Source organism: Hydrogenophaga sp. (assembly GCF_018780075.1).
Classification (GTDB): domain Bacteria; phylum Pseudomonadota; class Gammaproteobacteria; order Burkholderiales; family Burkholderiaceae_C; genus Hydrogenophaga.
This window is the reverse complement of the sequence record NZ_JADMKB010000059.1, coordinates 24,357-46,112: the sequence shown is the minus strand read 5'-3', so window position 1 is coordinate 46,112 and position 21,756 is coordinate 24,357. Positions and strand designations below refer to the sequence as shown.

The window sequence follows — 21,756 nt, the reverse complement described above, 5'->3', positions numbered from 1 at the left end:
ATGCCTTCTTCGTGGGCACCCGTGGAACCGGCTTCGCCGGGCCACCAGGTGCGTCCCCCACCGGGGGAAGACGCGAAGCGGCGCAGGGGGTTACTTCGTCCGGGGTCGCCAGGCCTTGCAGACCTGATCGTTGGTTTCAAGGTAAGGCCCTTCGATCAGGTCGATGCAGTACGGCACGGCCGTGAAGATGCCGTTGACCTTCTGGCTGCCGTCGGCGTTTTTCAGGCCTTCCAGCGTCTCGGCGATGGCCTTGGGCTGGCCCGGCAGGTTGATGATCAGGCTCTGGTCGCGGATCACCGCCACCTGGCGCGAGAGGATGGCCGTGGGCACGAAGGCCAAGCTGATCTGGCGCATCTGTTCGCCAAAGCCGGGCATCTCCTTGTGGGCCACCGCCAGCGTGGCCTCGGGCGTCACGTCGCGTTTGGCCGGGCCGGTGCCGCCGGTGGTGAGCACCAGCGCGCAGCCGGCGTCCACCAGCTCGATCAGGGTCTCGCTGATGCGCGCCTGTTCATCGGGGATGAGGCGCGGCTCGAAGGTGATGGGGTTTTTCAGCGCGCGCGTGAGCCAGTCCTGCAGCGCGGGCAGGCCCTTGTCCTGATACACGCCGCTGCTGGCGCGGTCGCTGATGGAGACGATGCCGATGCGCACCGGCGCGGGGGAGCGGTTCTCGGTCACGGCTCAGTCCCCTTGCGGTTCTTCGGCGTCGCTGGCCGATGCGTCGTTGGGCGTGAGCGCGGTGCGCACGATCTGGAAAATGTCGCGGTAGGCCTTGCCGTGGCGCAGGGCCTCGCCGGGGCGCTCGGTCACGGCCTGCGCGTCCTTGCGCGCCTGGCGGATCAGGGCGCGCAGGTGCTGCACGTCGGCCGCCGGGTCCTGCTCGAGCCAGCGGGTGAGGGCATCGTCGTCGGCGATCAGCTTGTCGCGCCATTGTTCGGCCTGGTGCAGCGCCAGCGTGGCCTGGGCCGATGGCTTGCGTTGTTCTTCGAGCGCGGCTTCGATGGCGCTGATCACGCCGTCATCGAGCTTGCGCATGAGCTTGCCGATGAACTGCATCTGGCGGCGCCGGCCTTCGAAGTTGGTGATGCGCTTGGCATCGGCCACGGCATCGATCAGCTTCTCGGACAGGCCCTGCGTCTCGATCAGGCGGGTCATGAGGCCGGCGTTGAGCGTGAGCAGGTTTTCGCCGAGCAACTGGAGGCGGTCGCTCTCTTTTTTCAGGTCGGTCTTGCTCATGTCGACCGAACCCTTGAGCTCGCGCTTGAGTTCCAGGTCGAGTTCGCTGCCCTCGGCAACGAACTGGCCACGGACGAAGTAGCCTTTGGTGGGTTTGCGGGACATCTGGATATGAACACCCCCGCGCCGCCTGCGGCGTCACCCCCTCCGGGGGCGCCAGCTGCAGCCCGGCAAAGCCGGTTCTGCGCTGGCCTGAACGACCGTGCCGATTGCGTTGCGGGAAGGGGGCGTGGGTGAGAAAACAAAAAAGGAGACCGGCAAGTATCATAGCCGTCGACATGAAAAAAGCCCCCAACACCCCGTCCCAAGCCCCTTCCTCCACCGCCAGCCAGCCGCTCGCCGGTTTCCAGTACGCACGCAGCCAGTTCGAGGAGCTGGTGGACCTCGCGCTGGGCCATGCCAAAAAGCTGGGCGCCACCGACGCCGGGGCCGAGGTGTCCGAAGGCGCCGGCCTGAGCGTGTCGGTGCGCAAGGGTGAGCTGGAGAATGTGGAGCGCAACCGCGACAAGTCGCTCGGCGTCACGGTGTACCTGGGGCAGAAGCGCGGCAACGCCTCGACCTCCGATTTTTCACCCGCTGCCGTGCGCCAGACGGTGCAGGCGGCCTACGACATCGCGCGCTTCACCGCCGAAGATCCGGTGGCCGGTCTGCCCGACCCCGAAGACATCGCCGACAGCTACCCCGACCTCGACCTGTTCCACCCCTGGGCGATCGACTCCGGAGAGGCGCTGCGCATCGCGCTGGCCTGCGAGGCCGCGGCCTTCGCCACCAGCAAGAAGATCAGCAACAGCGAAGGCGCCGGCGTGTCGGCCCAGCAGTCGCACTTTTTCACCGCCCACATGCGCGGCGGCGAGCGCGGCAAGCCCGGCATCTTCAGCGGCGGCTACGCCAGCTCGCGCCACAGCCTGTCGGTGGCGCCGATCGCCGGCAAGGGTGCCAACATGCAGCGCGACCACTGGTACAGCTCGATGCGCTCGCCCGAAGACCTCGCCAGCCCCGAGGCGGTGGGCCGCTACGCCGCCGAGCGCACGCTCGCGCGCCTGAACGGCCGCAAGATCGCCACCACCGAATGCCCGGTGCTGTTCGAGTCACCGCTGGCCGCCGGTCTGCTGGGTGCCTACGTGCAGGCCACGAGCGGCGGTGCGCTGTACCGCAAGACCACCTTCCTGAACAACAGCCTGGGCAAGCGGGTGATGGCGAAACACCTCGACATCGTCGAAGACCCCCATGTGATCAACGGCAAGGGCAGCTCGCCGTTTGACGACGAAGGCGTGCGCACCGTCAAACGCAAGGTGCTCAGCGCGGGCAAGGTGCTGGGCTACTTTCTCTCCACCTACTCGGCGCGCAAGCTCGGCATGCGCACCACGGGCAACGCCGGTGGCTCGCACAACCTCACGCTCACCAGCCGCCTGACCCAGCCGGGCGACGACCTCAAGGCCATGCTGCAGAAGCTCGGTCGCGGCCTGTTCGTCACCGAGCTGATGGGGCAGGGCGTGAACTACGTGACCGGCGACTACTCGCGCGGCGCCTCGGGCTACTGGGTGGAAAACGGCGTGATCGCCTACCCGGTGCACGAGATCACCATCGCGGGCAACCTCAAGGACATGCTCCAGGGCATCGAGGCCGTGGGCGCCGACGCCTACAACTACGGCGCCAAGACCGTGGGCTCGATCCTGATCAACAAGATGAAGGTGGCGGGCAGCTAAGGCATGACCCCCACACTCCGCTCTGCGGGTCGTTGCCCCGGCGCAGGGAAGGGTTCCGGCGCTCACCGGTCCCGGGGGCTGATTCAGCTTGGGGCGGCCCAGCGCCGGATCGATACCCCCACACTCCGCCGCTGCGCGGGTCGTTGCCCCCCGCGGGGGCTGATTCAGCTTGGGGCGGCCCAGCGCTGAATCGCATGCGTCCTGAAGCCCTCGCCCTGCTGGCCGCCGCCTGCTGGGCCATCGCCAGCCTGTTTTCCGCACCTCCGGCGCAGCGCCTGGGCGCCTTTGCGTTCAGCCGCTGGCGCATGGTGTTTGCCTCGCTGATCCTTTGGAGTTTCGCGCTGGCCAGTGGCGGCTGGCGCAGCCTGGACATGGCCGCCGTGGGCCTGCTGGGACTCTCGGGCGTGGTCGGTATCTTCATCGGTGACACAGCACTGTTCTCCTGCATGAACCGGCTCGGGCCACGGCGCTCGGGCGTGCTGTACGCCACCCACGCGCTGTTTTCCTGTGTGCTGGCCTGGGCCTGGCTGGGCGAGACCGTGTGGGGCTGGGCCTTGCTGGGCAGCGGCCTGCTGGTCGGGGGCGTGATGGTGGCCGTGGCCTGGGGCAAGCGCGGCGATGAAACCCACGCCTGGGAGCAGACGCGAGGGCCGCTGGCCATCGGCGTGGGGCTGGGGCTGCTCTCGGCGCTGTGCCAGTCGCTGGGCACCTTGATGATCAAGCCACTCATGGGCACCGGCGTCGATCCGGTGGCGGCATCTGCCACGCGCATGAGCCTGGCCCTGGGGGCGCACGCGCTGCTGTTCGCGTCGGGTTGGTCGGGTGCGCGGGCGCAAGCGCCTTTGCGACGGCAGGACGCCTTCCTGATCTTCATGAGTGCGGCCGTGGCCATGGCGCTGGGCATGACCCTGATCCTGATCGCGCTGCGCGACGGCCAGGCCGGCCTGGTGGCCGTCATGTCCTCGGTCACACCGGTGCTGATCCTGCCCTTGCTGTGGCTGGTGTACCGCCGCCGGCCGGCGACGGGCGCCTGGCTGGGCGCCGGGCTGGCCGTGGTCGGCACGGCCTTGATCCTGGGTTGAGTGAGCACAGCGCAGCGGAGGGGAAAACGATCCACCGCCGGGCTGCCCAAGGTGGATCAGCCCCCCCGGGCACTGGCGGCTGCCGGGGCCCTTCCCTGCGCCAGGACAACGACCCGCGCAGCGGCGGAGTGTGGGGGCCCAACGATCCACCGCCGGGCCGCCCCAAGGTGGATCAGCCCCCTTGGGGGGCAACGACCCGCGCAGCGGTGGAGTGTGGGGGGGGCCTATTTCTTCCGCTGCACGAACAGGTTGCGTTTCGCGTCCTCCGGGTAGGCGAAGGTCACCGAGCCGCCGCGCACCTTGCCCATCACCAGCATGTTGGGCGTGACGGCGTCCTTGTCGTCCAGGCTGAAGGGCTTGTCGTAGGTCGCGACCACCCCGTAGTACACGCGCGGGATGTTTTCCAGCGCCGCCTTGACGGCCGGGCCGGTGAACTTGCCGTCCCGGATGCCGAACAGCGCGTAGGTCAGCAGGTAGGTGCTGTCGTAGGCCTGGGCGGCCGCCATTGGCACAGCGATCTTCTGCTTGAACTTGCGCGAGTACGCGCTGAGAAAGGCCGCGCGCCGCTCGTTGCTGGGTTCGGCGATGAAGGTCTGCGCCATCAGTGCACCGTCGCCGGCCGCCTTGGCGCCGTCGATGAAAAACGGAAACGAGAGGGGCCAGGCGCCCACCTGGGGCACGTCCCACTTGAGCTCGCGCCGGCCGTTGGCGATCGCCGCATTTTCCGGGCCGACGGTGTAGCTGAACACCACGTTGGCGCCCGCGGCCTGTGCCGCTTTCAACGGCTCCTTCAGGTCTTTCACGCCGAGCGGAAAGCGCGCCACGTGCACCGCCTTGAGGTCCTTCGCCGCCAGCGCGGCCTCGACGTCCTTCAGCCCGGCCTCGCCGTATCCCGTGGTGTCGGCAAAGATGGCCACCTTGGTCCAGCCGCGTTTGACCAGGTCGTCCACCACGAACGGGGCCTGGATCGAGTCGCGCGCCGAGGTGCGGAAGATGTAGCTCTGGGGCGCGGGGAATTTGGCGGTGAGCGGTGTGCCGGTGGCGCAGGGGACGATCAGCGGCACCTGGGCCGCCTGGTACGTCTCCAGCGACTTGGCGGCCACGCCGGTGTTGCAGAACCCGATGGTGGCCACCACGCCGCCGCCGGCCAGCGCCTGCGAGCCTTTGAGGCCGACGTCGGGGTTGCCTTGATCGTCCTGGATCACCAGCTCCAGCGGGCGGCCCAGGTAGCCGCCCACGGCGTTGATCTCTTCGACCGCCAGCTGCACGCCGTGCAGCATGGGATTGCCGAAATCGGACGACGGGCCGCTGAAGGGCCCGATGACGCCGATCTTGACCGTGGGGTTGGTCTGGGCCGCCGCCGACAGGGCGACGGTGGCGGCCAGCAGGCCGATGGCTTGGGAGAAACCGGGACGCTGTCGCTGCATGGGGCACCTTTCAAAGTGCCGCGAGTGTAGGAAGCGCCAGGCGCCGGCGAAGTCGCGGTTTTCCCTGAGAGATGCCCCGGTGGTCAGTGATCCGTCAGGCTGTGGCGACCGCCGGAGGGGTGCCCCGGCCTTATCCGGCCAGCGCGGCCTTGACGGCGGCCGAGACCTGGCCCATGTCGGCCTTGCCCGCCAGGCGGGTTTTCACCGCGCCCATGACCTTGCCCATGTCGCCCGGGCCCTTGGCGCCCAGTTCGGTGACGATGGCCTGGACTTCGAGGGCCACTTCCTCGGCCGACAGGCGCGCCGGCAGGTAGGCCTGCAGCACCTTCATCTCGGCGCTTTCCTTGTCGGCCAGGTCCATGCGGTCGGCCTTGGTGAAGGCTTCGATGCTGTCCTTGCGCTGCTTGATCAGCTTGTCCACGATGGCGATCACCATGGTGTCGTCCAGCTCCACGCGCTCGTCCACTTCCTTCTGCTTCATGGCCGCGGTCAGCAGGCGGATGGTGCCCAGGCGCTCGCTGTCCTTGGCGCGCATGGCGGCTTTCATGTCTTCGGTGATCTGTTCTTTGAGGCTCATGGTGTGCTTTCTGTGGTTCGCTGAACCCGCGATTGTCTCAAACCCTTTCCAGTGAGAGCAATTCCTCCACCGTCTGCCGGCGGCGGATCACGCGGTGGGCCTCGCCGTCCACCAGCACCTCGGCCGCGAGCGGGCGCGTGTTGTAGTTGCTGGACATGGAGGCGCCGTAAGCGCCCGCGTCGTGCAGCACCAGCAGGTCGCCCACCCGGGCTTCGGGCAGCTCGCGCGTGAGCACCACGCCGCCTTCGGCCTGGGTGAACACGTCGCCCGACTCGCACAGCGGGCCGGCCACCACAGTCTCGACCGTCGCGCGCGGCGAGTCGTCGGCCGGGATCAGGCCCATGCCGTGAAAGGCGCCGTACATGGACGGGCGCATCAGGTCCGAGAAGCCGGCGTCCACCAGGGTGAAGCGGTTGCCGCCCATGGGCTTGGTGGCGCGCACCTCGGTGAGCAGAACCCCGGCTTCGGCCACCAGGTAGCGGCCGGGTTCGATCTCCAGGTGCACGGCGTGGCCGAGGTGGGCGGCGATCTCACGCCGCGCGGCGTCCCAGAGGCTGAAGTAGTGCGCGGTGTCGATGGGCGCCTCGCCCTCGCGGTAGGGGATGGACAGGCCACCGCCGGCCGAGATGGCCTGCAGGTCCGTGCCGCAGCCCTTGACCAGCTCCACCATGGCGCTGCACACCTGCTGCAGGTGGCCGTAGTCCACGCCCGAGCCAATGTGCATGTGTAGGCCCACGAGCCGCAGGCCGTGCTGCGCCACGGCGGCCAGCGCGGCGGGCAGCTCGGTGTGCCAGATGCCGTGTTTGCTGTGTTCGCCGCCGGTGTTGGTCTTGTTGCTGTGACCGTGGCCGAAACCGGGGTTGATGCGCAGCCAGACCGCGTGGCCGGGCGACGCGGCGCCCAGCTGGTGCAGCATGTCAATAGAGCCGGCGTTCACCGGCACGCGGTGCTGCACCACGGTGGCCAGCGTGGCGTGGTCAAACAGGTCGGCGGTGAAGACGATGCCGGAGGCGCCTTGCGCGTCCAGCTCGGCGGTGTAGCCGGCGGCCAACGCGCGCTCGATCTCGCCGCGCGACACGGCATCGACCACCACGCTCTGCTCGCGCATCAGGCGCAGCAGGTGGGTGTTGGAGTTGGCCTTCTGGGCGAAGCGGATGGTGTCGAAGGCGCGCAGGTCGGCGATGCGCTGGCGGATGGTGGCCGCGTCGTAGACCCACAGCGGGGTGCCGTGCTGGCGGGCGAGGGACTGGAGGAGGGCGGGGGCAAAAGGGTTCATGGCGCCGATGATCCCGTTTCTTGTCATATTGAGCAATGCCAGATAATCCAATAAGCATTCAATATTGATATGAAACTGACCCACCGCCAGATCGATTTTTTCCGCGCCGTGATGGGCACGGGCCATGTCACGCGCGCGGCCGAGCTGCTGCACACCTCGCAGCCCACCGTCAGCCGCGAGCTGGCGCGGCTGGAGCAGGTGCTGGGTTTTGCCCTGTTCGAGCGGGTCAAGGGGCGCCTGAAACCCACGGTGCGGGCGCTGGCGCTGATGGACGAGGTCGAGCAGTCTTACGTGGGGCTGGAGCGCATCGCGGCGACGGCGGTGTCGCTGCAGGCCTATGCCCAGGGGCGCTTGCAGCTGGCTTGTCTGCCGGCGCTGTCGCACGCCTTGCTGCCCGACGCGGTCCGACGGTTCGTGCAGCGCCAGCCCGAGGCGGCCGTGAGCCTGACGCCGATCGAGTCGCCCCAGCTGGAGGCGGCGCTGGCCGAGCAGCGTTTTGACCTGGGCCTGAGCGAACGCCATGAGGCGCCGGCCGCCTGCGGCCTGCAGACGCTGCTGGTGGCGGACGAGGTGGGCGTGTTGCCCTCGGGCCACCCGCTGGTGCAGAAAGCCCGGCTGGCGCCCGCCGACTTTGCCGGGCAATCGTTCATCAGCTTCGCACCGGCCGACCCCTACCGGCAGCAGGTGGACGCGCTGTTCGCTTCGGCCGGCGTGCAGCGCGGCCTGCGGCTGGAAACACCGAGCGCGGTGTCGGTGTGCGCGTTGGTGCGCCAGGGGCTGGGCCTCGGCATCGTCAACCCGCTGACGGCGCTGGAGCTGGCCGGTAGCGGGGAAGGAGAGGGTCTGGTGGTGCGCCCGCTCTCGTTCAGCATCCCGTTCCACGTGGCGCTGATCCGGCCCAGCTGGCGGGCGGTACACCCGCTGCGCGAAGACTTCGAGGCGGCGCTGGTCGAGGCGGCCGAGCACCTGAAGCGGCGGCTGGCCCACGAGCAGGCGTAAAAAAACCCGCTGCGGCGTCCCGAGCGGGTTTTTCGAAGGGCTCTGAAATCAGAACAGCTTCTTGGGCAGCTGCATCGAGCGGATGCGCTTGTAGTTGCGCTTGACGGCGGCGGCCTTCTTGCGCTTGCGCTCGGCGGTGGGCTTTTCGTAGAACTCACGGGCGCGCAGGTCGGTCAGCAGGCCGAGTTTTTCGATGGTGCGCTTGAAGCGACGCAGAGCGACGTCAAAGGGCTCGTTGTCTTTTACACGGATGGTCGTCATTGAAGGAGAAATTCCAGAATGCACAGAAAGAGGATGAACGGGAGATCGGGCCCAGGCATCGTTTCTGCAAAGTTCCCCCGCCTGTTAACTAGTATTGGCCGACGGGGGTTTGCCAGCAAAGCCTTGGATTATAGCCTTGTCGGCCCGGTTTGCCAGCTCACGGCCGGTTTCGGGGGAAAGACGATTCGCCGCCGGGCCGCCCCAAGGCGAATCAGCCCCCTCGGGGGGCAGCGACCCGCGCAGCGGCGGAGCGTGGGGGTCAGAGCCCCACAGCACAGGCGTGGGCGCTGGCCCAGGCCCACTGGAAGTTGTAGCCGCCGAGCCAGCCGGTCACGTCCACCACCTCGCCGATGAAGTACAGCCCGGGCTGTTTCGACTCCATGGTCTGGGATGAGAGCTCGCGCGTGTCCACGCCCCCGAGCGTGACCTCGGCCTTTTTGTAGCCTTCGCTGCCGGTCGGCGTGAGTTCCCAGCGTGAGAGGCGTTCGGCCAGCCGGGCCAGGGCCTTGTCCGAGGCCTCGCTGATGGGGCGTTGCCAGTCCTTGTCCTGTGCCACCCAGGCGTCGGCCAGCCGGCTCGGCACCAGCGTGGCCAGCTCGTTGGCGATCAGCTTGCGCGACGTGGCCTTGGCACGCGCCAGCGCCGCGGGCAGGTCCACCTCGGGCGCGAGGTTGATGCGGATCGGCGTGCCTTCGCGCCAGTAGCTGGAGATCTGCAGCACCGCCGGGCCGGAGAGGCCGCGGTGGGTGAACAGCAGGTCTTCGGCGAAGCTCATCCGGTTCTTCTTGTCTCCAGTCTCGATCAGTACTGGCAGCGACAGCCCGGCGAGCTGCGCGTAGGGCGCCCAGGCTTCTCCGTCAAAGGTCAGCGGCACCAGGCCGGGGCGCGGTTCGACGGTGCGCAGGCCGAACTGCTTCGCCACCCGGTAACCGAAGTCGGTGGCACCGATCTTGGGGATGGACAGGCCGCCGGTGGCGATCACGACCGCCCGGCTCGACACGGGGCCGCGGTCGGTGTCGATCTGGTAAGTGCCGTCGCCCGCCACGCGCAGGGCCTTCACGCCGCAGGGCTGCCAGCGCGTCACGCCGCCAGCCTCGCATTCGGCCAGCAGCATCTGGATCAGGTCTTCGGCCGAGCGGTCGCAGAACAGCTGGCCCTTGTGCTTCTCGTGGAAGGTGATGCCGTGTTTCTGCATCAACGCGATGAAGTCGGCCGGCGTGTAGCGCGACAGCGCCGAGCGGCAGAAGTTCGGGTTCTCGCCCGGGAAGTGTTTGTGCGGGGCGCGCACGTCGATGTCGCGGTTGGTGAAGTTGGCGCGGCCGCCGCCCGAGATGCGGATCTTTTCCGCCACGGCCTCACTGTGGTCGAGCACCAGCACCTTCAGACCGCGCTGGCCCGCCACACCCGCACAAAAAAGGCCGGCCGCTCCCGCGCCGACCACCACCACATCGAACTGTTGCATGGCCCGCAGTGTATGCGGGCCATGCCGGGCGTTCACCACCCGATGGCCGCAAGGCCGCGGTGCGTCTCAACCGGTCAGGCCCTTGGTGCTGCGGAACAGGTTGCCGGGGTCGTACCGCGCCTTGAGCGCCGCCAGCCGGTCGAGGTTGGTCCGGCCGTAGGCGGCCTGGATGCGCTCGGCACCTTCTTCCTCGGTCAGGAAGTTGACGTAGACGCCGCCGGTGGAGCAGGCCCGGGTGGCCTCGAAACAGTCGCGCGCCCAGCGCAGCTGGAGGCCGTCCTCCTCGGGCTTCTCCCAGGACGCCGCGATGTTGAGCACGTAGGCGGCATCGCGGTTGCCGGCGGGCGAATGGCCGGCGCTCTGCTCGCCCAGCGCGCCCTGGATCTGGAACATCAGCAGGGCCGAAAACGGCGAGGCGATGCGCCCGGCGTGTTCCACGGCCAGGTCCATCAGGGACGGCCCGATGTCCGCGAGGTAGTGCGATTTCCAGTAATAGCGCCGACCCTTGGGCTGGGTGGCGTCGAGCAGGCTCTGCATCTGCACATAGGGCCGGCGCACCACGGTGTCGGCCACCGGCCGGGCCACCTCGCGCAGCGGGGCGAGCAGGGCGTCGGCCTCGGCCGCGTCGCCGGTGTGGCAGACAAAGATGGCGGCCATGGGCTGGCCGTGGATCTCGGGCGGCAGCCAGGGCGCGGGCGGGGCGATGCGCAGCACCGCCACACTGGTCAGCTCCCGTGGTGCCCGGGCGCTGACGTCGCGGTAGGCCTGCAGCACCTGGCGCGCGTCGGTGCCGTGCCAGGCGATGGCGCCGCCCAGGATCTCGGGGCCGACCGGGAACAGCCGGTACTCGAAAGCGGTGACGACGCCAAAATTGCCGCCCCCGCCGCGCAGGGCCCAGAACAGCTCGGCGTGCTCGTCGGCCGACGCCCGCACCACCTGGCCGTCGGCCATGACCACCTCCATCGAGACCAGGGTGTCGCAGGTCCAGCCGTGGCGGCGGGTGAGGTAGCCAAAACCCCCGCCCAGCGTGAGCCCGGCGATGCCGGTGGTGGACACGAAACCGAGCACGGCCGCCAGGCCGTGGAGCTGTGTCTCGCGGTCCAGGTCGGCCAGGGTGCAGCCGGCCTGCGCGCAGGCCGTGCGCCCCGCCGGGTCCACCCAGATCCCGCGCAGCAGCGACATGTCGAGCATCAGGCCGCCTTCGTTGGTGGCCAGGCCGGCGATGTTGTGGCCGCCCGAGCGCACCGACAGCAGCAGCCGGTGCCGGGCCGCGAAACGCACCGCCTGCACCACATCGACCGTGCCAGTGCAGCGCGCGATCAGCCCGGGCCGGCGGTCGATCATGCCGTTCCAGAGCTGGCGCGTCTCGTCGAAGGCGGCGTCCTGTGGCGTCAGCAGCACGCCCCTGAAGCCGGTCTTGAAGGCCTGGTAGGCTTCGGGCGGGATGTCGACCGTGCCGCCGTCCATGTCGGTCAGATGCATGTTCATGGTGTGTCTCCTGAAGGTCAGTGGGTGGGTGAAGGAACCGCCTGCGCCTCGGCACGGGCGCTTGCGTCGTCGGTGAAGCGCACCGTCGCAGCGGGTGCACGGTTCACCCGCAGCTGGAAGATGTCCGGGCGCGCGTAGTGCCCGCTGACGTCGAGGGCGCGGCGGGCTGGCGCCACGCGCGCGGTGTCGATCTCGGCGTACAGAATGCCGGCCTCGCACCGCATGGGCCCCGCGACCAGCCGGCCCTGCGGGTCCACCACGGCGGAGTCGCCGGGGTTGATCCACTCGTCCGGGTCCGGGAACAGCTGGGCCCGGCCGGGGAAATCGTCGGGGATGTCGCTGCCGCGCAGCGCGACGCCGCTGCCGAGCACCCAGCACCGGCCTTCGAGGGCGATGTGCCGCAGGGTGCTGATCCAGCCGTCGCCGCAGTCGTAGGTGGGCGCCACATGCACCTGCACGCCCTGGGCGTACAGCGCGTAACGCGCCAGCGGCATGTAGTTCTCCCAGCAGATGAGCGTGCCGATGCGCCCGGCCGGCGTGTCCACGGCGCGCAGGCCCGAGGCATCGCCGACGCCGTGCACCATGCGTTCCGGGTTGGTCGGCATGAGCTTGCGGTGGCGGTTGAGCAGCCGGCCATCGGGCCCGATCACCACCACGCTGTTGTAGAGCGTGCCGCCGCCGGTGGCGCGCTCCACCTCGCAGAGGCCGCAGACGACAGTGACGGCGTGCTCGCGCGCCGCCTCACACAGCGGGTGCAGGTCGCCGGCGGCCAAGTCCACCGCGTGGGCCAGCAGCAGGGTGTGCAACTGTCCGATCAGGGCACCGTCCTTGCCGGCGGCGAGCCGCCAGATCCACGAGGGATACCCGGGAATGAACGACTCCGGCAGCACCACCTGTGTGGCGCCCGCGGCGGCGGCTTCGCCGACGGATGCGACGGCTCGGTCCAGGGTGGCGCGCTGGTCGAGCAACACGGGCGGGCGCTGGATGATGGCGACGGTGGTCATGGCGGCTTCCTTGGGGGCGCTCCGGGCTGGAGACGGCCCCAAGATTGCGCGTGACAGGCGGGTTTGACCAGTCCAGAATCTGAAGCGTTTGCCCACCAGCAGCCGGAACCGAGGGTCTCCCGATGACGGACAGCTACAGCCAGTTCTGCACCGTGGCGCGGGGCGCCGAAGCGCTGTGTGAGCGCTGGACACCGCTGGTGGTGCGCGAGCTGCTGTGCGGCAGCCGGCGCTTCAACGACCTGCACCGCGGCGTTCCGCGCATGTCTACCAGCCTGCTGGCGCAGCGCCTGCGGCACCTGGAGGAGATCGGCGTGGTGCGGCGCAGCGCGGTGGGCAAGGTCTGGGAGTACGCCCTGACCGACGCGGGCGAAGAGCTGCGCCCCATCATCATGGCGCTGGGCCACTGGGGCGCGCGCTGGATCGGCCGCCGCCTGCGTGAAGACGAGCTGGACGCGGGGCTGCTGATGTGGGACATCCGGCGCTTCGTGCGCCTGGACGAATGCCCGGCCCATGCCGTGGTGGTTCACTTCCGGTTCCGCGACGCCCGGTTGGGCGAAAAAACCTGGTGGTTGGTGGTCGAAGAGGGTGCGGCCGATCTGTGCCGAGACGACCCCGGCCGCGAACTCACCCTGGTCGTGGACTCGACGGTGCGGGCGCTGACCGAGGTCTGGACCGGCGACCGCTCACCGCAAGAGGTGCTGAGCAGCCGGGACCTGCGCGTGGAAGGGGCTCATCACGAGGCGCAGAGCCTGTGGCGCTGGCTGGGCGCCAGCGTGTTCGCCGAGACGCGCCGCAGCCCCTTGTCCGTGGTCGTGAGCGACACCCGCCCGCCGGCCTGACGGGGGCGGGCAAGGTGGGGTCAGAAACGGACGTTCGCGACCTGCAGGTCCGTGGCGCCGCCCTCGGAGTCGGTCTGGCCGATGGCGGCCACGCCGCGCACCACGTCACCCACCACGATCACCGACGGGCTGCCCAGGCCTTCGTGCGCCAGGGTCGTGGTGAGGTCGCCCAGCGTGGTGACCGCATGGCGCTGCTGCGGCAGGCTGGCGTGCTGGATGATGGCCAGCGGCGTGCTGGCGGGCAGGCCCGTCAGCAGGTCGGCCTGGATCTGCGTGGCGCTGGACACGCCCATGTAGATCACCAGCGTCAGTTTGGCGTCGCGCGCGGTGGCGGCCAGGGCTTGCCAGTCGGTGCCGCGCGACTCGGGGGTGATGCCGGGTTTGGCGTGGCCGGTGATGAACACCACGCCGTGCGCGTGGTCGCGGTGCGTGAGCGGCGCGCCGAGCGAGGTCAGGCCGGCCAGCCCGGCGGTGATGCCGTTGAGCACCTGCACCTCGATGCCGGCGGCCCGCAGGTGTTCCACCTCTTCGCCACCGCGGCCGAAGATGAACGGGTCGCCGCCCTTCAAGCGCACCACCACCTCGCCTTCGCGCGCGGCCATGATCATGAGCTTTTCGATGAAGGCCTGCGGCGTGCTCTTGCAGCCGCCGCGTTTGCCCACGTTCACGATGCGGGCGCTGGCCTGCGCATGCACCAGCACCGCCTCGCTCACCAGGTCGTCCACCAGCAGCACGGTGGCCGCGGCAATGGCGCGGGCGGCCTTGAGGGTGAGCAGTTCCGGGTCGCCCGGGCCGGCGCCGACGAGGGTGACGGTGCCGGGGTTGAACTGGGTCTGCGAGGTGATGACGGTGGCGGGTGCGTTCATGGTGGGCTGACCGCTGGTTGGCGGTTTGTCTCTGTGTGGGGCTGGCGCTGCAACTCTTGCAGGATGTGTGCCACCTGCAGCGCGATCGGCGTGGGCACGGGCTTGCGGCCGTCGAGCACGTCGCGGATGTAGGCGGCGGTGCTGGCCGCGTCGACCTCGCGCGGCAGTTCGGGCAGGCTCGCGAGCGAGCCCTCTTGCGCGGCCTGCAGCAGGTGGCGCTCACCGTCGCGGAAGGCGTCCATCTGCGGCGTGCGGCGGGCGTCGGCCACGGGCTCGCCTTCGGTGCCGCGCAGCAGCAGCGCGTGCGCGCCGACCAAGGCAAAGGTCTGCGCCATCGACACCGCGTACTCGGGGTGGGTGTAGCTGCCGACGATCAGCGCCGGGCCCTCGCAGGGGTTCATGAGCTTGACCAGGCTGTGCGCCGGGTTGCGCAGGCCGACGGCGCGGCGCACGTCGAGCAGGCGCTTCAGGCCGGGGCTCAGCACCTCGGTGGGCAGGTAAGCGCAGTCGCCGGCCTGCAGGGTGTCTGCCTCGGCGGCGGCGGGGTGGCCCAGCGCGGCGAACACCGCTTCGCTGGTGATGCGTTTGTCTTCGGTGGCGGTGCCGTGCACCAGCACCGCCGCGCCCTCGCGCGCCAGCAGCAGGGCCAGCAGCGGGGTGAGCACCGGCAGCTTGCGCGCACCGTTGTAGCTGGGCAGCACCACGGTGGTGAGGCCGTTGTGGGGCACGCGCTGGAGGCGGGCGTGCGCGGCGTCGAGGAAGCCCGCCATCTCTTCGGGCGTTTCGCCCTTGATGCGCATGGCCAGGCAGAAGCCGCCGATCTCCAGGTCGGTGACGGTGCCGTCAAGCACCTGGCCGAACAGGTCGGTGGCTTGGGCGCGGTGGAGGGAGCGGGCACCGTCTTTGCCGCGCCCGATCTCTTTGATGTAGTGACTGATGCTCATGGGCGCGATTGTCCAGCAAGGCACATGACTTCGGGTGATATGCCGTTGGCCCGTCAGGCGACCTGCAGCGCGTGCCCGGTGGCCGGCTGGGCGCGCACCAGGCGCCGCAGCTCGGGGATGCAGGAGCCGCAGTTGGTGCCGCACTTCAGGCTGCCCTGCAGCGCGGCCAGGCGCTGGTCGTCGCTGCCCCGGCTGGTCTTGAGGTGGGCGCCGATGTCGTCCGCGCTCACGTTGAAGCAGGTGCAGACCTGCTTGCCCCGGGCCACGACCGCCACCGGTGCCTTGGCGCCGGGCATCAGCAGCAGGCGGCCGTAGGCCTCGGCGGGCAGCTCATCCTGCAGCAGCGGCTTGATCCAGGCCTCGGCGCGCACGTCGCCCGCGAGCACAAACCCTTCGAGCCGGGTGGCGCCTTCCGTGCGCAGCAGGCGCGCGGTGCGGCGCTGGCCCAGGCGCTTGTCCACGTAGCGCAGTGCGTCGGTGCCGCCCAGGCCGAGCAGGCGTTCGATGCGTTCGACCGTGGCCACGTCGGGCGCCTCGTGCGCGGCGGCGCGGAACAGCACGCCGGTGCGCTCGCGACCGAACGGCACGCAGGCCGCGAATTCGAACGAGGGCATGAGCGCGCGCAGCTCGGCCTGCGCGGCGAGCGCGCGGTCGGCCGGCAGCCAGGCCACGGCCAGCAGGCTCCAGGGCAGCTCGGCCTTGAGGATCTTGACCGCCGCGTGCTTGAGCTCGGGCTGTTTGGAGGTGGGGCAGTAGGCCGAGGTGGTGAGCGCGTTCACGCCCGCCAGCGGCTCGCCCATGCTGCTGCGCCCGCTCAGGTACTCCGCGCCCCAGTGCATGGCGATGAAAGCCTGCGACAGGCCGGTCTCTTTGCTGGCCTGCACCGGCAGCACGATGGAGCCTCGCTTGCTGGTCACGTGCACCAGGTCGCCCTCGGTGAGGCCGCGGCGCTCCATGTCCTGCGGGTGCATCTGCACCGTGGGCTCGGCCACGTGGCCGAACAGGCGACCGAGCGTGCCGGTGCGAGTCATGCCGTGCCACTGGTCACGCAGGCGGCCGGTGGTGAGCGAGAACGGAAACCGCGATTCGCGCGGCTCGGCCAGCGGGCGGAAGGGCAGGGCCGCGAAGCGGGCCTTGCCGTCGGCGGTGGGGAACACGCCGTCGGCGTAGAGGCGGGTCTTGCCTTGCGTGTCGCCTTCGCGCAGCGGCCATTGTTGCGGGCCTTCGCTCTCCAGCATGGCGTACGACAGACCGGTGATGTCGAGGTCGCGGCCCCGGGTGGACTCGCGGTGTTCGAGCCAGATGGACTCGGCGTCGGGGTAGGGGAACAGCGTGGGCTGGCCGGGCCGCAGCGTGGCTTCGAGCCGTTGCGCGAAATCCACCACGATCCGCCAGTCGTGCCGGGCCACGCCGGGCGCGGGGATCGCGGCGCGCACGCGGCTGATGCGGCGTTCGCTGTTGGTGACCGTGCCTTCTTTCTCGCCCCAGGTGGTGGCGGGCAGCAGCAGGTCGGCCCAGTCGCAGGTGGCGGCGGTGGCGTAGGCCTCCTGCACCACCACGAACTCGGCGCGCTCCAGCGCGCGGCGCACGGTGGCCTGGTCGGGCATGGACTGCGCCGGGTTGGTGCAGGCGATCCACAGCGCCTTGATCTCGCCGTCGGCCGCGGCCTGGAACATCTCCACCGCGCTCTTGCCCGGCTTCTCGGGCACCGAGGGCACGCCCCAGAGCGCGGCCACTTCGGCGCGGTGCTGCGGGTTGGCCAGGTCGCGGTGGGCGCTGAGCAGGTTGGCCAGGCCACCCACTTCGCGCCCGCCCATGGCGTTGGGCTGGCCGGTCAGGCTGAAGGGGCCGGCGCCGGGTTTGCCGATCTGGCCGGTGGCCAGGTGCAGGTTGATCAGGGTCGCGTTTTTCGCCGTGCCGCTGCTGCTCTGGTTCAGGCCCTGGCAGTACAGGCTGAGCGTGGCGGGTGAGGTGGCGAACCACTGGGCGGCGGTGAACAGGTCTTCCTTGGGCACACCGCAGACCTGCGCCACCTGTTCGGGTGTGCACTCGCGCACCAGCGCCTTGAGCCCGTCGAAGCCCGTGGTGTGCTCGGCGATGTAGTCGGCGTTGATCCAGCCTTCCCACAGCATGATGTGCAACAGGCCGTGGAACAGCATCACGTCGCTGCCGGGCTGGATGGGCAGGAACAGGTCGGCCAGTTCGGCGGTGTCGGTGCGGCGCGGGTCGGCCACGATCACCTTCATGCCGGGGTTCTTTTTCTTCGCTTCCTCGATGCGGCGGAACAGCACCGGGTGGGCATAGGCCGCATTGCTGCCGACGATGAACAGGCACTGCGCGTGGTTCACGTCGTCGTAGCAGGCGGGCGGCGCGTCGGCGCCCAGCGTGGCCTTGTAGCCCGCCACCGCGCTGCTCATGCACAGGCGCGAGTTGGTGTCCACGTTGTTGGTGCCGATCAGGCCCTTGGCCAGCTTGTTGAAGACGTAGTAGTCCTCGGTCAGCAGCTGGCCGCTGATGTAGAAGCCCACGGCATCGGGGCCGTGCGTGGCGATGGTTTTCGCGAAGCGGCCGGTGGCCAGGTCCAGCGCCGCGTCCCAGCCCAGCGGCGTGGGCGCGGCTTTGCGGGTCAGGCGCTGCAGCGGCTGCAGCAGCCGGGTCTGGCGCGTCAGCTCGGGCGTGGCCGTGAGGTGCAGCGTCGTGCCCTTGGTGCAGAGTTTGCCGAAGTTGGCCGGGTGGTCCGGGTCACCGCGCACGCCGGTGATCTGCTGGCCCTCGGTTTCGATGAGCACGCCGCAGCCCACCCCGCAGTAGGGGCATGTTGATCGGGTGACAGAGGGTTCCATGGTGGTTCTCAGGCGCAGGTGGTGCGTCGGGCGGGGCCGGCGATGGGGCGGGTCAGGTCGGTGGCCTGCGTGGCCAGTTCGTTCGCGTCCAGGAACACCTGGCCGTCTTCCACCTTCACGGTGAACTTCGGCGTGCAGCCTTCGTCGGGTGCGGCGGCCTGGCCGGTGCACAGGCCGATGGTCCAGTTGTGCAGCGGGCAGGCCACGCTGGTGCCGAACACGATGCCTTGCGAGAGCGGGCCGCCCTTGTGCGGGCAGCGGTCGAGCAGGGCAAACACCTCGTCCTGGTCGTTGCGGAACACGGCGACATCGAGGCCCTGGTCGCGCGCCACGCGGCGCGAGCCGAGCACGGGGATGTCTTCAACGCGGCAGATGGCTTTCCATTGGTTCATGTCAGGGTCCTCAGGTGGTGATGGCGGCGTACAGACCGGTCACACGGTCCATCACGCTCAACAGGTTTTCGCTCGTCACGAACACGTCGGACAAGGGCTTGGCGGCGGCGCCGGCGCTTTGCATGCGCTGCAGGGCCTGGTCGAAGAAGAACCACTGGCCGTCGGCCAGCTGCAGTTCCGTGCGGATGCGGTCGGTCGCCTCGGGGGCTTTGCGCAGCAGCTCCATGGCGCCCAGGAACTCGGTGCGGGCCTTGCCGATCTCGGCGCTGGCGGTCTGGGCATCCACCGGCAGCGTGGCGGCGAAGTAGAACTTGGCCATGCGCTGCGACAGCATGCGCTGGCGGCCCGCCACGTTGACCAGCTTGCCCACCGGGCGGCCCGAGGCGGCTTCGTATTGCACCGTGCCCTGGTGGGCCAGCGCCAGCACGCGGGCATCGGCCTGCAGCACGGCGGCCGCGCCCGGCTTGCCCGGCGCGGCACCCACGAGCGCGGTCTTGTAGTCGCTCCAGGCGCCTTCGAGCTTGATGTAGGTGTCGCGGATGTCGTTCGAGGGCGCGTAGGCCTTGAGCTCGACGAGCTGGCGGTCGAACAGGGCCATCGACCTGTCGAGCACCACCTGTGCGGCGGCGCTTTCGGTCTTGTGCACGAGCGCCAGCCAGGCCTTGCCCATGCGCTGCGAGAGCATGCGCTGGCGACCGGCCTTGTTGATGGCGTCGTTGAGGTCCACCACCTGGGCTTGAACGCCCGTGGTGGCGGCCGCAGCGGCCAGGATCATCAGATGTCGGCGTTGCATGGCGACCCTCCTCAGGCGGGCACGAGGGGGATGAACTGGCGCGTGTCCACGGCCGCTTCCTTGAAGTCGAACCACGGATCGGGCTCGCCGTCGAGCGCGAACTGCAGGCGTTCCCACAGCGCCTTGCGGCCGGCGGCGTCGTCCAGGATGCGCTTTTTCACATGGTCCAGGCCCACGCGGTTGATGTAGTGCACCGTGCGCTCCAGGTACCAGCCCTCGGTGCGGTACAGCTCCATGAAGGCGCCGGTGTACTCCATCACCTCTTCGGCGGTCTTGAGCTTCACGAAGAAGTGCGCCACCTCGGTCTTGATGCCGCCGTTGCCGGCGATGTACATCTCCCAGCCCGAGTCCACGCCGATGATGCCCACGTCCTTGATGCCGGCCTCGGCGCAGTTGCGCGGGCAGCCCGACACGGCGAACTTCACCTTGTGCGGCGCGTACATGCGCCACATGGCTTTCTCCAGGTCCTTGCCCATCTGGGTGCTGTCCTGCGTGCCCATGCGGCACCACTCGCTGCCCACGCAGGTCTTCACCGTGCGCAGGGCTTTCGCGTACGCGTGGCCCGACGGCATGCCGATGTCTTTCCAGACGTTGACGAGGTCTTCCTTCTTCACGCCCAGCAGGTCGATGCGCTGTCCGCCCGTGACCTTGACGGTGGGGATGTTGTACTTGTCCACCGCGTCGGCGATGCGGCGCAGCTCGTCGGCCGTGGTCTCGCCGCCCCACATGCGCGGGATCACCGAATACGTGCCGTCTTTCTGGATGTTGGCGTGCGAGCGCTCGTTGATGTAGCGGCTCTGCGGATCGTCCTTCGCCTCCTTGGGCCAGGTGCTGATCAGGTAGTAGTTGATGGCCGGGCGGCAGCTGGCGCAACCGTTGGGCGTCTTCCAGCCCAGGTGGGTGAACACGGCGCTGGTGGTGAGCAGTTTGCTGCCATCGGGCAGCGGGGTGCGGATCGCTTCGCGCACCGCCTCGTGGCCGTGGTCGGTGCAGCCGCACATGGCCTTGAGCTTGGGCGTGGCCGAGTAGTCGCCGCCGGCGGTGAACATCAGGATCTGCTCGACCAGGCCGGTGCAGGAGCCGCAGGACGCGCTGGCCTTGGTGTGTTTCTTGACCTCGTCCAGGGTGAACAGGCCCTTGTCGCGGATCGCCTTGCAGATGGTGCCCTTGGTCACGCCGTTGCAGCCGCAGACCTCGTCGCTGTCTTTCATGGCGGCGGCCTTGCTCTGGCCCTGGTGACCCACGTCGCCGATGTTGCTCTCGCCAAACATCAGCTTGTCTCGGATGTCGGCCACGCTGCGGCCGTCGCGCAGCAGCTTGAAGTACCAGCTGCCGTCCACCGTGTCGCCGTAGAGGCAGGCGCCGATCAGCTTGTCGCCCTGGATCACCAGCTTCTTGTAGACGCCGCCCGAGGGGTCGCTCATCACGATCTCTTCGGTGTCGTCACCGCCGGTGAAGTTGCCGGCGCTGAAGAGGTCGATGCCCGTGACCTTGAGCTTGGTCGATGTGAGCGAGCCGGTGTAGCGGCCGATGCCGAACTCGGCCAGGTGCGTGGCCAGCACCTTGCCCTGCTCGAACAGCGGCGCCACCAGGCCGTAGGCGATGCCGCGGTGCGCCGCGCATTCGCCCACCGCGTAGATGCGCGGGTCGGTCACGGTCTGCAGCGTGTCGCTGACCACGATGCCCTTGTTCACGTGCAGGCGCATGCTCTCGGCCAGCGCGGTGTTGGGGCGGATGCCCACGGCCATCACCACCAGGTCGGCGGGCAGCTCGGTGCCGTCCTTGAAGCGGATCGCCTTCACGCGGCCTTCTTCGTTGCCCACCAGCTCCTGCGTCTGCGCGCCGATCAGGAATTTCATGCCGCGCGTCTCCAGCGACTGCTGCAGCAGCTTGCCCGCCACGTCGTCGAGCTGGCGCTCCATGAGCCAGGGCGCCACGTGCACCACGCTCACCGTCATGCCGCGCTTCATCAGCCCGTTGGCCGCTTCCAGGCCGAGCAGGCCGCCGCCGATGACGACCGCGTGTTTGTATTTGGTGGCTGCGTCGATCATGGCCTGCGTGTCGGCGATGTCGCGGTAGGCCAGCACGCCTTGCAGATCCTTGCCGGGCAGCGGCAGCATGAAGGGGTTGGAGCCGGTGGCCATGATGAGGCGGTCGTACGGTGCCTCGATCACGCTGCCGTCCGCATCCGTGGCGCGCACGATGCGCTTGATGCGGTCCACCTCGGTCACGGTCTTGCCTGCGTGCAGCGTGACGCCGTTCTCGGTGTACCAGGCCCAGTCGTTGAGCACGATCTCGTCCAGCGTCTGCTCACCCGCGAGCACCGGCGAGAGCAGGATGCGGTTGTAGTTGGGGTGTGGCTCCGCGCCGAAGACGGTGATGTCGTAGAACTCGGGCGCGATCTTCAGCAGCTCTTCGAGCGTGCGCACACCGGCCATGCCGTTGCCCACCATCACCAATTTGGATTTCTTCATTGCGGCTACTCCTGTTGCAGATCACTTGGGTTGGGTGCCTGTGGCGTGCGCGGTTCCGCGCAGGCGCCGGGGCACCAGGAACGTTCTGGG

19 protein-coding genes are annotated in these 21,756 nt (G+C 69.2%); 4 read left to right on the top strand and 15 right to left on the bottom strand.

Features of this window, described 5'->3' with window-relative positions:
- Positions 1 to 90 precede the first annotated feature (90 nt).
- Entirely contained in the window at positions 91 to 675 is a 585-nt protein-coding gene (mog, locus tag IV088_RS12405; protein WP_291102284.1) for a molybdopterin adenylyltransferase, read from the bottom strand.
- A gap of 3 nt (positions 676 to 678) precedes the next feature.
- Positions 679 to 1,338: a ribosome biogenesis factor YjgA gene (gene yjgA / locus IV088_RS12400; protein WP_291102282.1), complete on the bottom strand. Its 660-nt coding sequence runs from the start codon at positions 1,336 to 1,338 to the stop codon at positions 679 to 681.
- Positions 1,339 to 1,511: 173 nt separating this feature from the next.
- On the opposite strand from yjgA, the gene pmbA reads away from it, so the two are divergent.
- The gene (pmbA, locus tag IV088_RS12395; RefSeq protein ID WP_291102280.1) at positions 1,512 to 2,939 is read left to right on the top strand and encodes a metalloprotease PmbA; all 1,428 of its coding nucleotides are present in this window, start codon (positions 1,512 to 1,514) and stop codon (positions 2,937 to 2,939) included.
- A 194-nt stretch (positions 2,940 to 3,133) separates the two neighbouring features.
- A complete protein-coding gene (locus tag IV088_RS12390) occupies positions 3,134 to 4,021 on the top strand; it encodes a DMT family transporter (protein WP_291102278.1) in 888 nt (295 codons plus the stop codon).
- A 224-nt stretch (positions 4,022 to 4,245) separates the two neighbouring features.
- On the opposite strand, the gene IV088_RS12385 is transcribed toward IV088_RS12390, so the two are convergent.
- The 3 genes from IV088_RS12385 to lysA all read right to left on the bottom strand — a co-directional run bounded on the left by IV088_RS12385 (position 4,246) and on the right by lysA (position 7,301).
- Positions 4,246 to 5,448, bottom strand: a complete 1,203-nt coding sequence (locus IV088_RS12385; RefSeq protein ID WP_291102276.1) for an ABC transporter substrate-binding protein — start codon at positions 5,446 to 5,448, stop codon at positions 4,246 to 4,248.
- 130 nt (positions 5,449 to 5,578) lie between these two features.
- A complete protein-coding gene (locus IV088_RS12380; protein ID WP_291102273.1) occupies positions 5,579 to 6,025 on the bottom strand; it encodes a GatB/YqeY domain-containing protein in 447 nt (148 codons plus the stop codon).
- Between the two features lie 37 nt (positions 6,026 to 6,062).
- Complete coding sequence (gene lysA, locus IV088_RS12375) at positions 6,063 to 7,301, bottom strand: diaminopimelate decarboxylase (protein WP_291102271.1); 1,239 nt, start codon at positions 7,299 to 7,301, stop codon at positions 6,063 to 6,065.
- Positions 7,302 to 7,370: 69 nt separating this feature from the next.
- Between lysA and IV088_RS12370 the strand changes: the two genes are divergently transcribed.
- Positions 7,371 to 8,300 carry a LysR family transcriptional regulator gene (locus tag IV088_RS12370; protein WP_291102269.1) on the top strand — a complete coding sequence of 310 codons (930 nt, stop codon included), beginning with the start codon at positions 7,371 to 7,373 and terminating at the stop codon, positions 8,298 to 8,300.
- 48 nt (positions 8,301 to 8,348) lie between these two features.
- Here IV088_RS12370 and rpsU read toward each other — a convergent pair whose 3' ends face one another.
- The 4 genes from rpsU to IV088_RS12350 all read right to left on the bottom strand — a co-directional run bounded on the left by rpsU (position 8,349) and on the right by IV088_RS12350 (position 12,515).
- A complete protein-coding gene (gene rpsU / locus IV088_RS12365) occupies positions 8,349 to 8,561 on the bottom strand; it encodes a 30S ribosomal protein S21 (protein ID WP_077330502.1) in 213 nt (70 codons plus the stop codon).
- 259 nt (positions 8,562 to 8,820) lie between these two features.
- Entirely contained in the window at positions 8,821 to 10,023 is a 1,203-nt protein-coding gene (locus IV088_RS12360; protein WP_291102266.1) for an NAD(P)/FAD-dependent oxidoreductase, read from the bottom strand.
- Between the two features lie 66 nt (positions 10,024 to 10,089).
- Entirely contained in the window at positions 10,090 to 11,511 is a 1,422-nt protein-coding gene (locus IV088_RS12355) for an FAD-binding oxidoreductase (protein WP_291102264.1), read from the bottom strand.
- A 17-nt stretch (positions 11,512 to 11,528) separates the two neighbouring features.
- Positions 11,529 to 12,515: a carbon-nitrogen hydrolase family protein gene (locus IV088_RS12350; protein WP_291102261.1), complete on the bottom strand. Its 987-nt coding sequence runs from the start codon at positions 12,513 to 12,515 to the stop codon at positions 11,529 to 11,531.
- A gap of 122 nt (positions 12,516 to 12,637) precedes the next feature.
- Here IV088_RS12350 and IV088_RS12345 point away from each other — a divergent pair, with 122 nt between their 5' ends.
- A complete protein-coding gene (locus tag IV088_RS12345; RefSeq protein ID WP_291102259.1) occupies positions 12,638 to 13,354 on the top strand; it encodes a helix-turn-helix domain-containing protein in 717 nt (238 codons plus the stop codon).
- Positions 13,355 to 13,374: 20 nt separating this feature from the next.
- On the opposite strand, the gene cobA is transcribed toward IV088_RS12345, so the two are convergent.
- From cobA to nirB, 6 genes are read right to left on the bottom strand one after another with little or no spacing between them, the layout of a single operon-like run.
- Positions 13,375 to 14,220: a uroporphyrinogen-III C-methyltransferase gene (gene cobA / locus IV088_RS12340; protein WP_291102257.1), complete on the bottom strand. Its 846-nt coding sequence runs from the start codon at positions 14,218 to 14,220 to the stop codon at positions 13,375 to 13,377.
- Complete coding sequence (gene ybiB, locus IV088_RS12335; RefSeq protein ID WP_291102256.1) at positions 14,217 to 15,164, bottom strand: DNA-binding protein YbiB; 948 nt, start codon at positions 15,162 to 15,164, stop codon at positions 14,217 to 14,219. The genes cobA and ybiB overlap by 4 nt, the downstream gene beginning before the upstream one ends.
- A 53-nt stretch (positions 15,165 to 15,217) precedes the next feature.
- Positions 15,218 to 18,007 (bottom strand): nitrate reductase, encoded by a 2,790-nt coding sequence (locus IV088_RS12330; RefSeq protein WP_291102255.1) that lies wholly within the window; start codon positions 18,005 to 18,007, stop codon positions 15,218 to 15,220.
- 8 nt (positions 18,008 to 18,015) lie between these two features.
- Complete coding sequence (gene nirD, locus IV088_RS12325) at positions 18,016 to 18,399, bottom strand: nitrite reductase small subunit NirD (RefSeq protein ID WP_291102253.1); 384 nt, start codon at positions 18,397 to 18,399, stop codon at positions 18,016 to 18,018.
- Positions 18,400 to 18,409: 10 nt separating this feature from the next.
- Positions 18,410 to 19,192, bottom strand: coding sequence for a type IV pili methyl-accepting chemotaxis transducer N-terminal domain-containing protein (locus IV088_RS12320; RefSeq protein WP_291102251.1), 783 nt, complete (start codon positions 19,190 to 19,192; stop codon positions 18,410 to 18,412).
- 11 nt (positions 19,193 to 19,203) lie between these two features.
- Positions 19,204 to 21,666, bottom strand: a complete 2,463-nt coding sequence (gene nirB / locus IV088_RS12315) for a nitrite reductase large subunit NirB (protein ID WP_291102249.1) — start codon at positions 21,664 to 21,666, stop codon at positions 19,204 to 19,206.
- Positions 21,667 to 21,756: the final 90 nt, after the last annotated feature.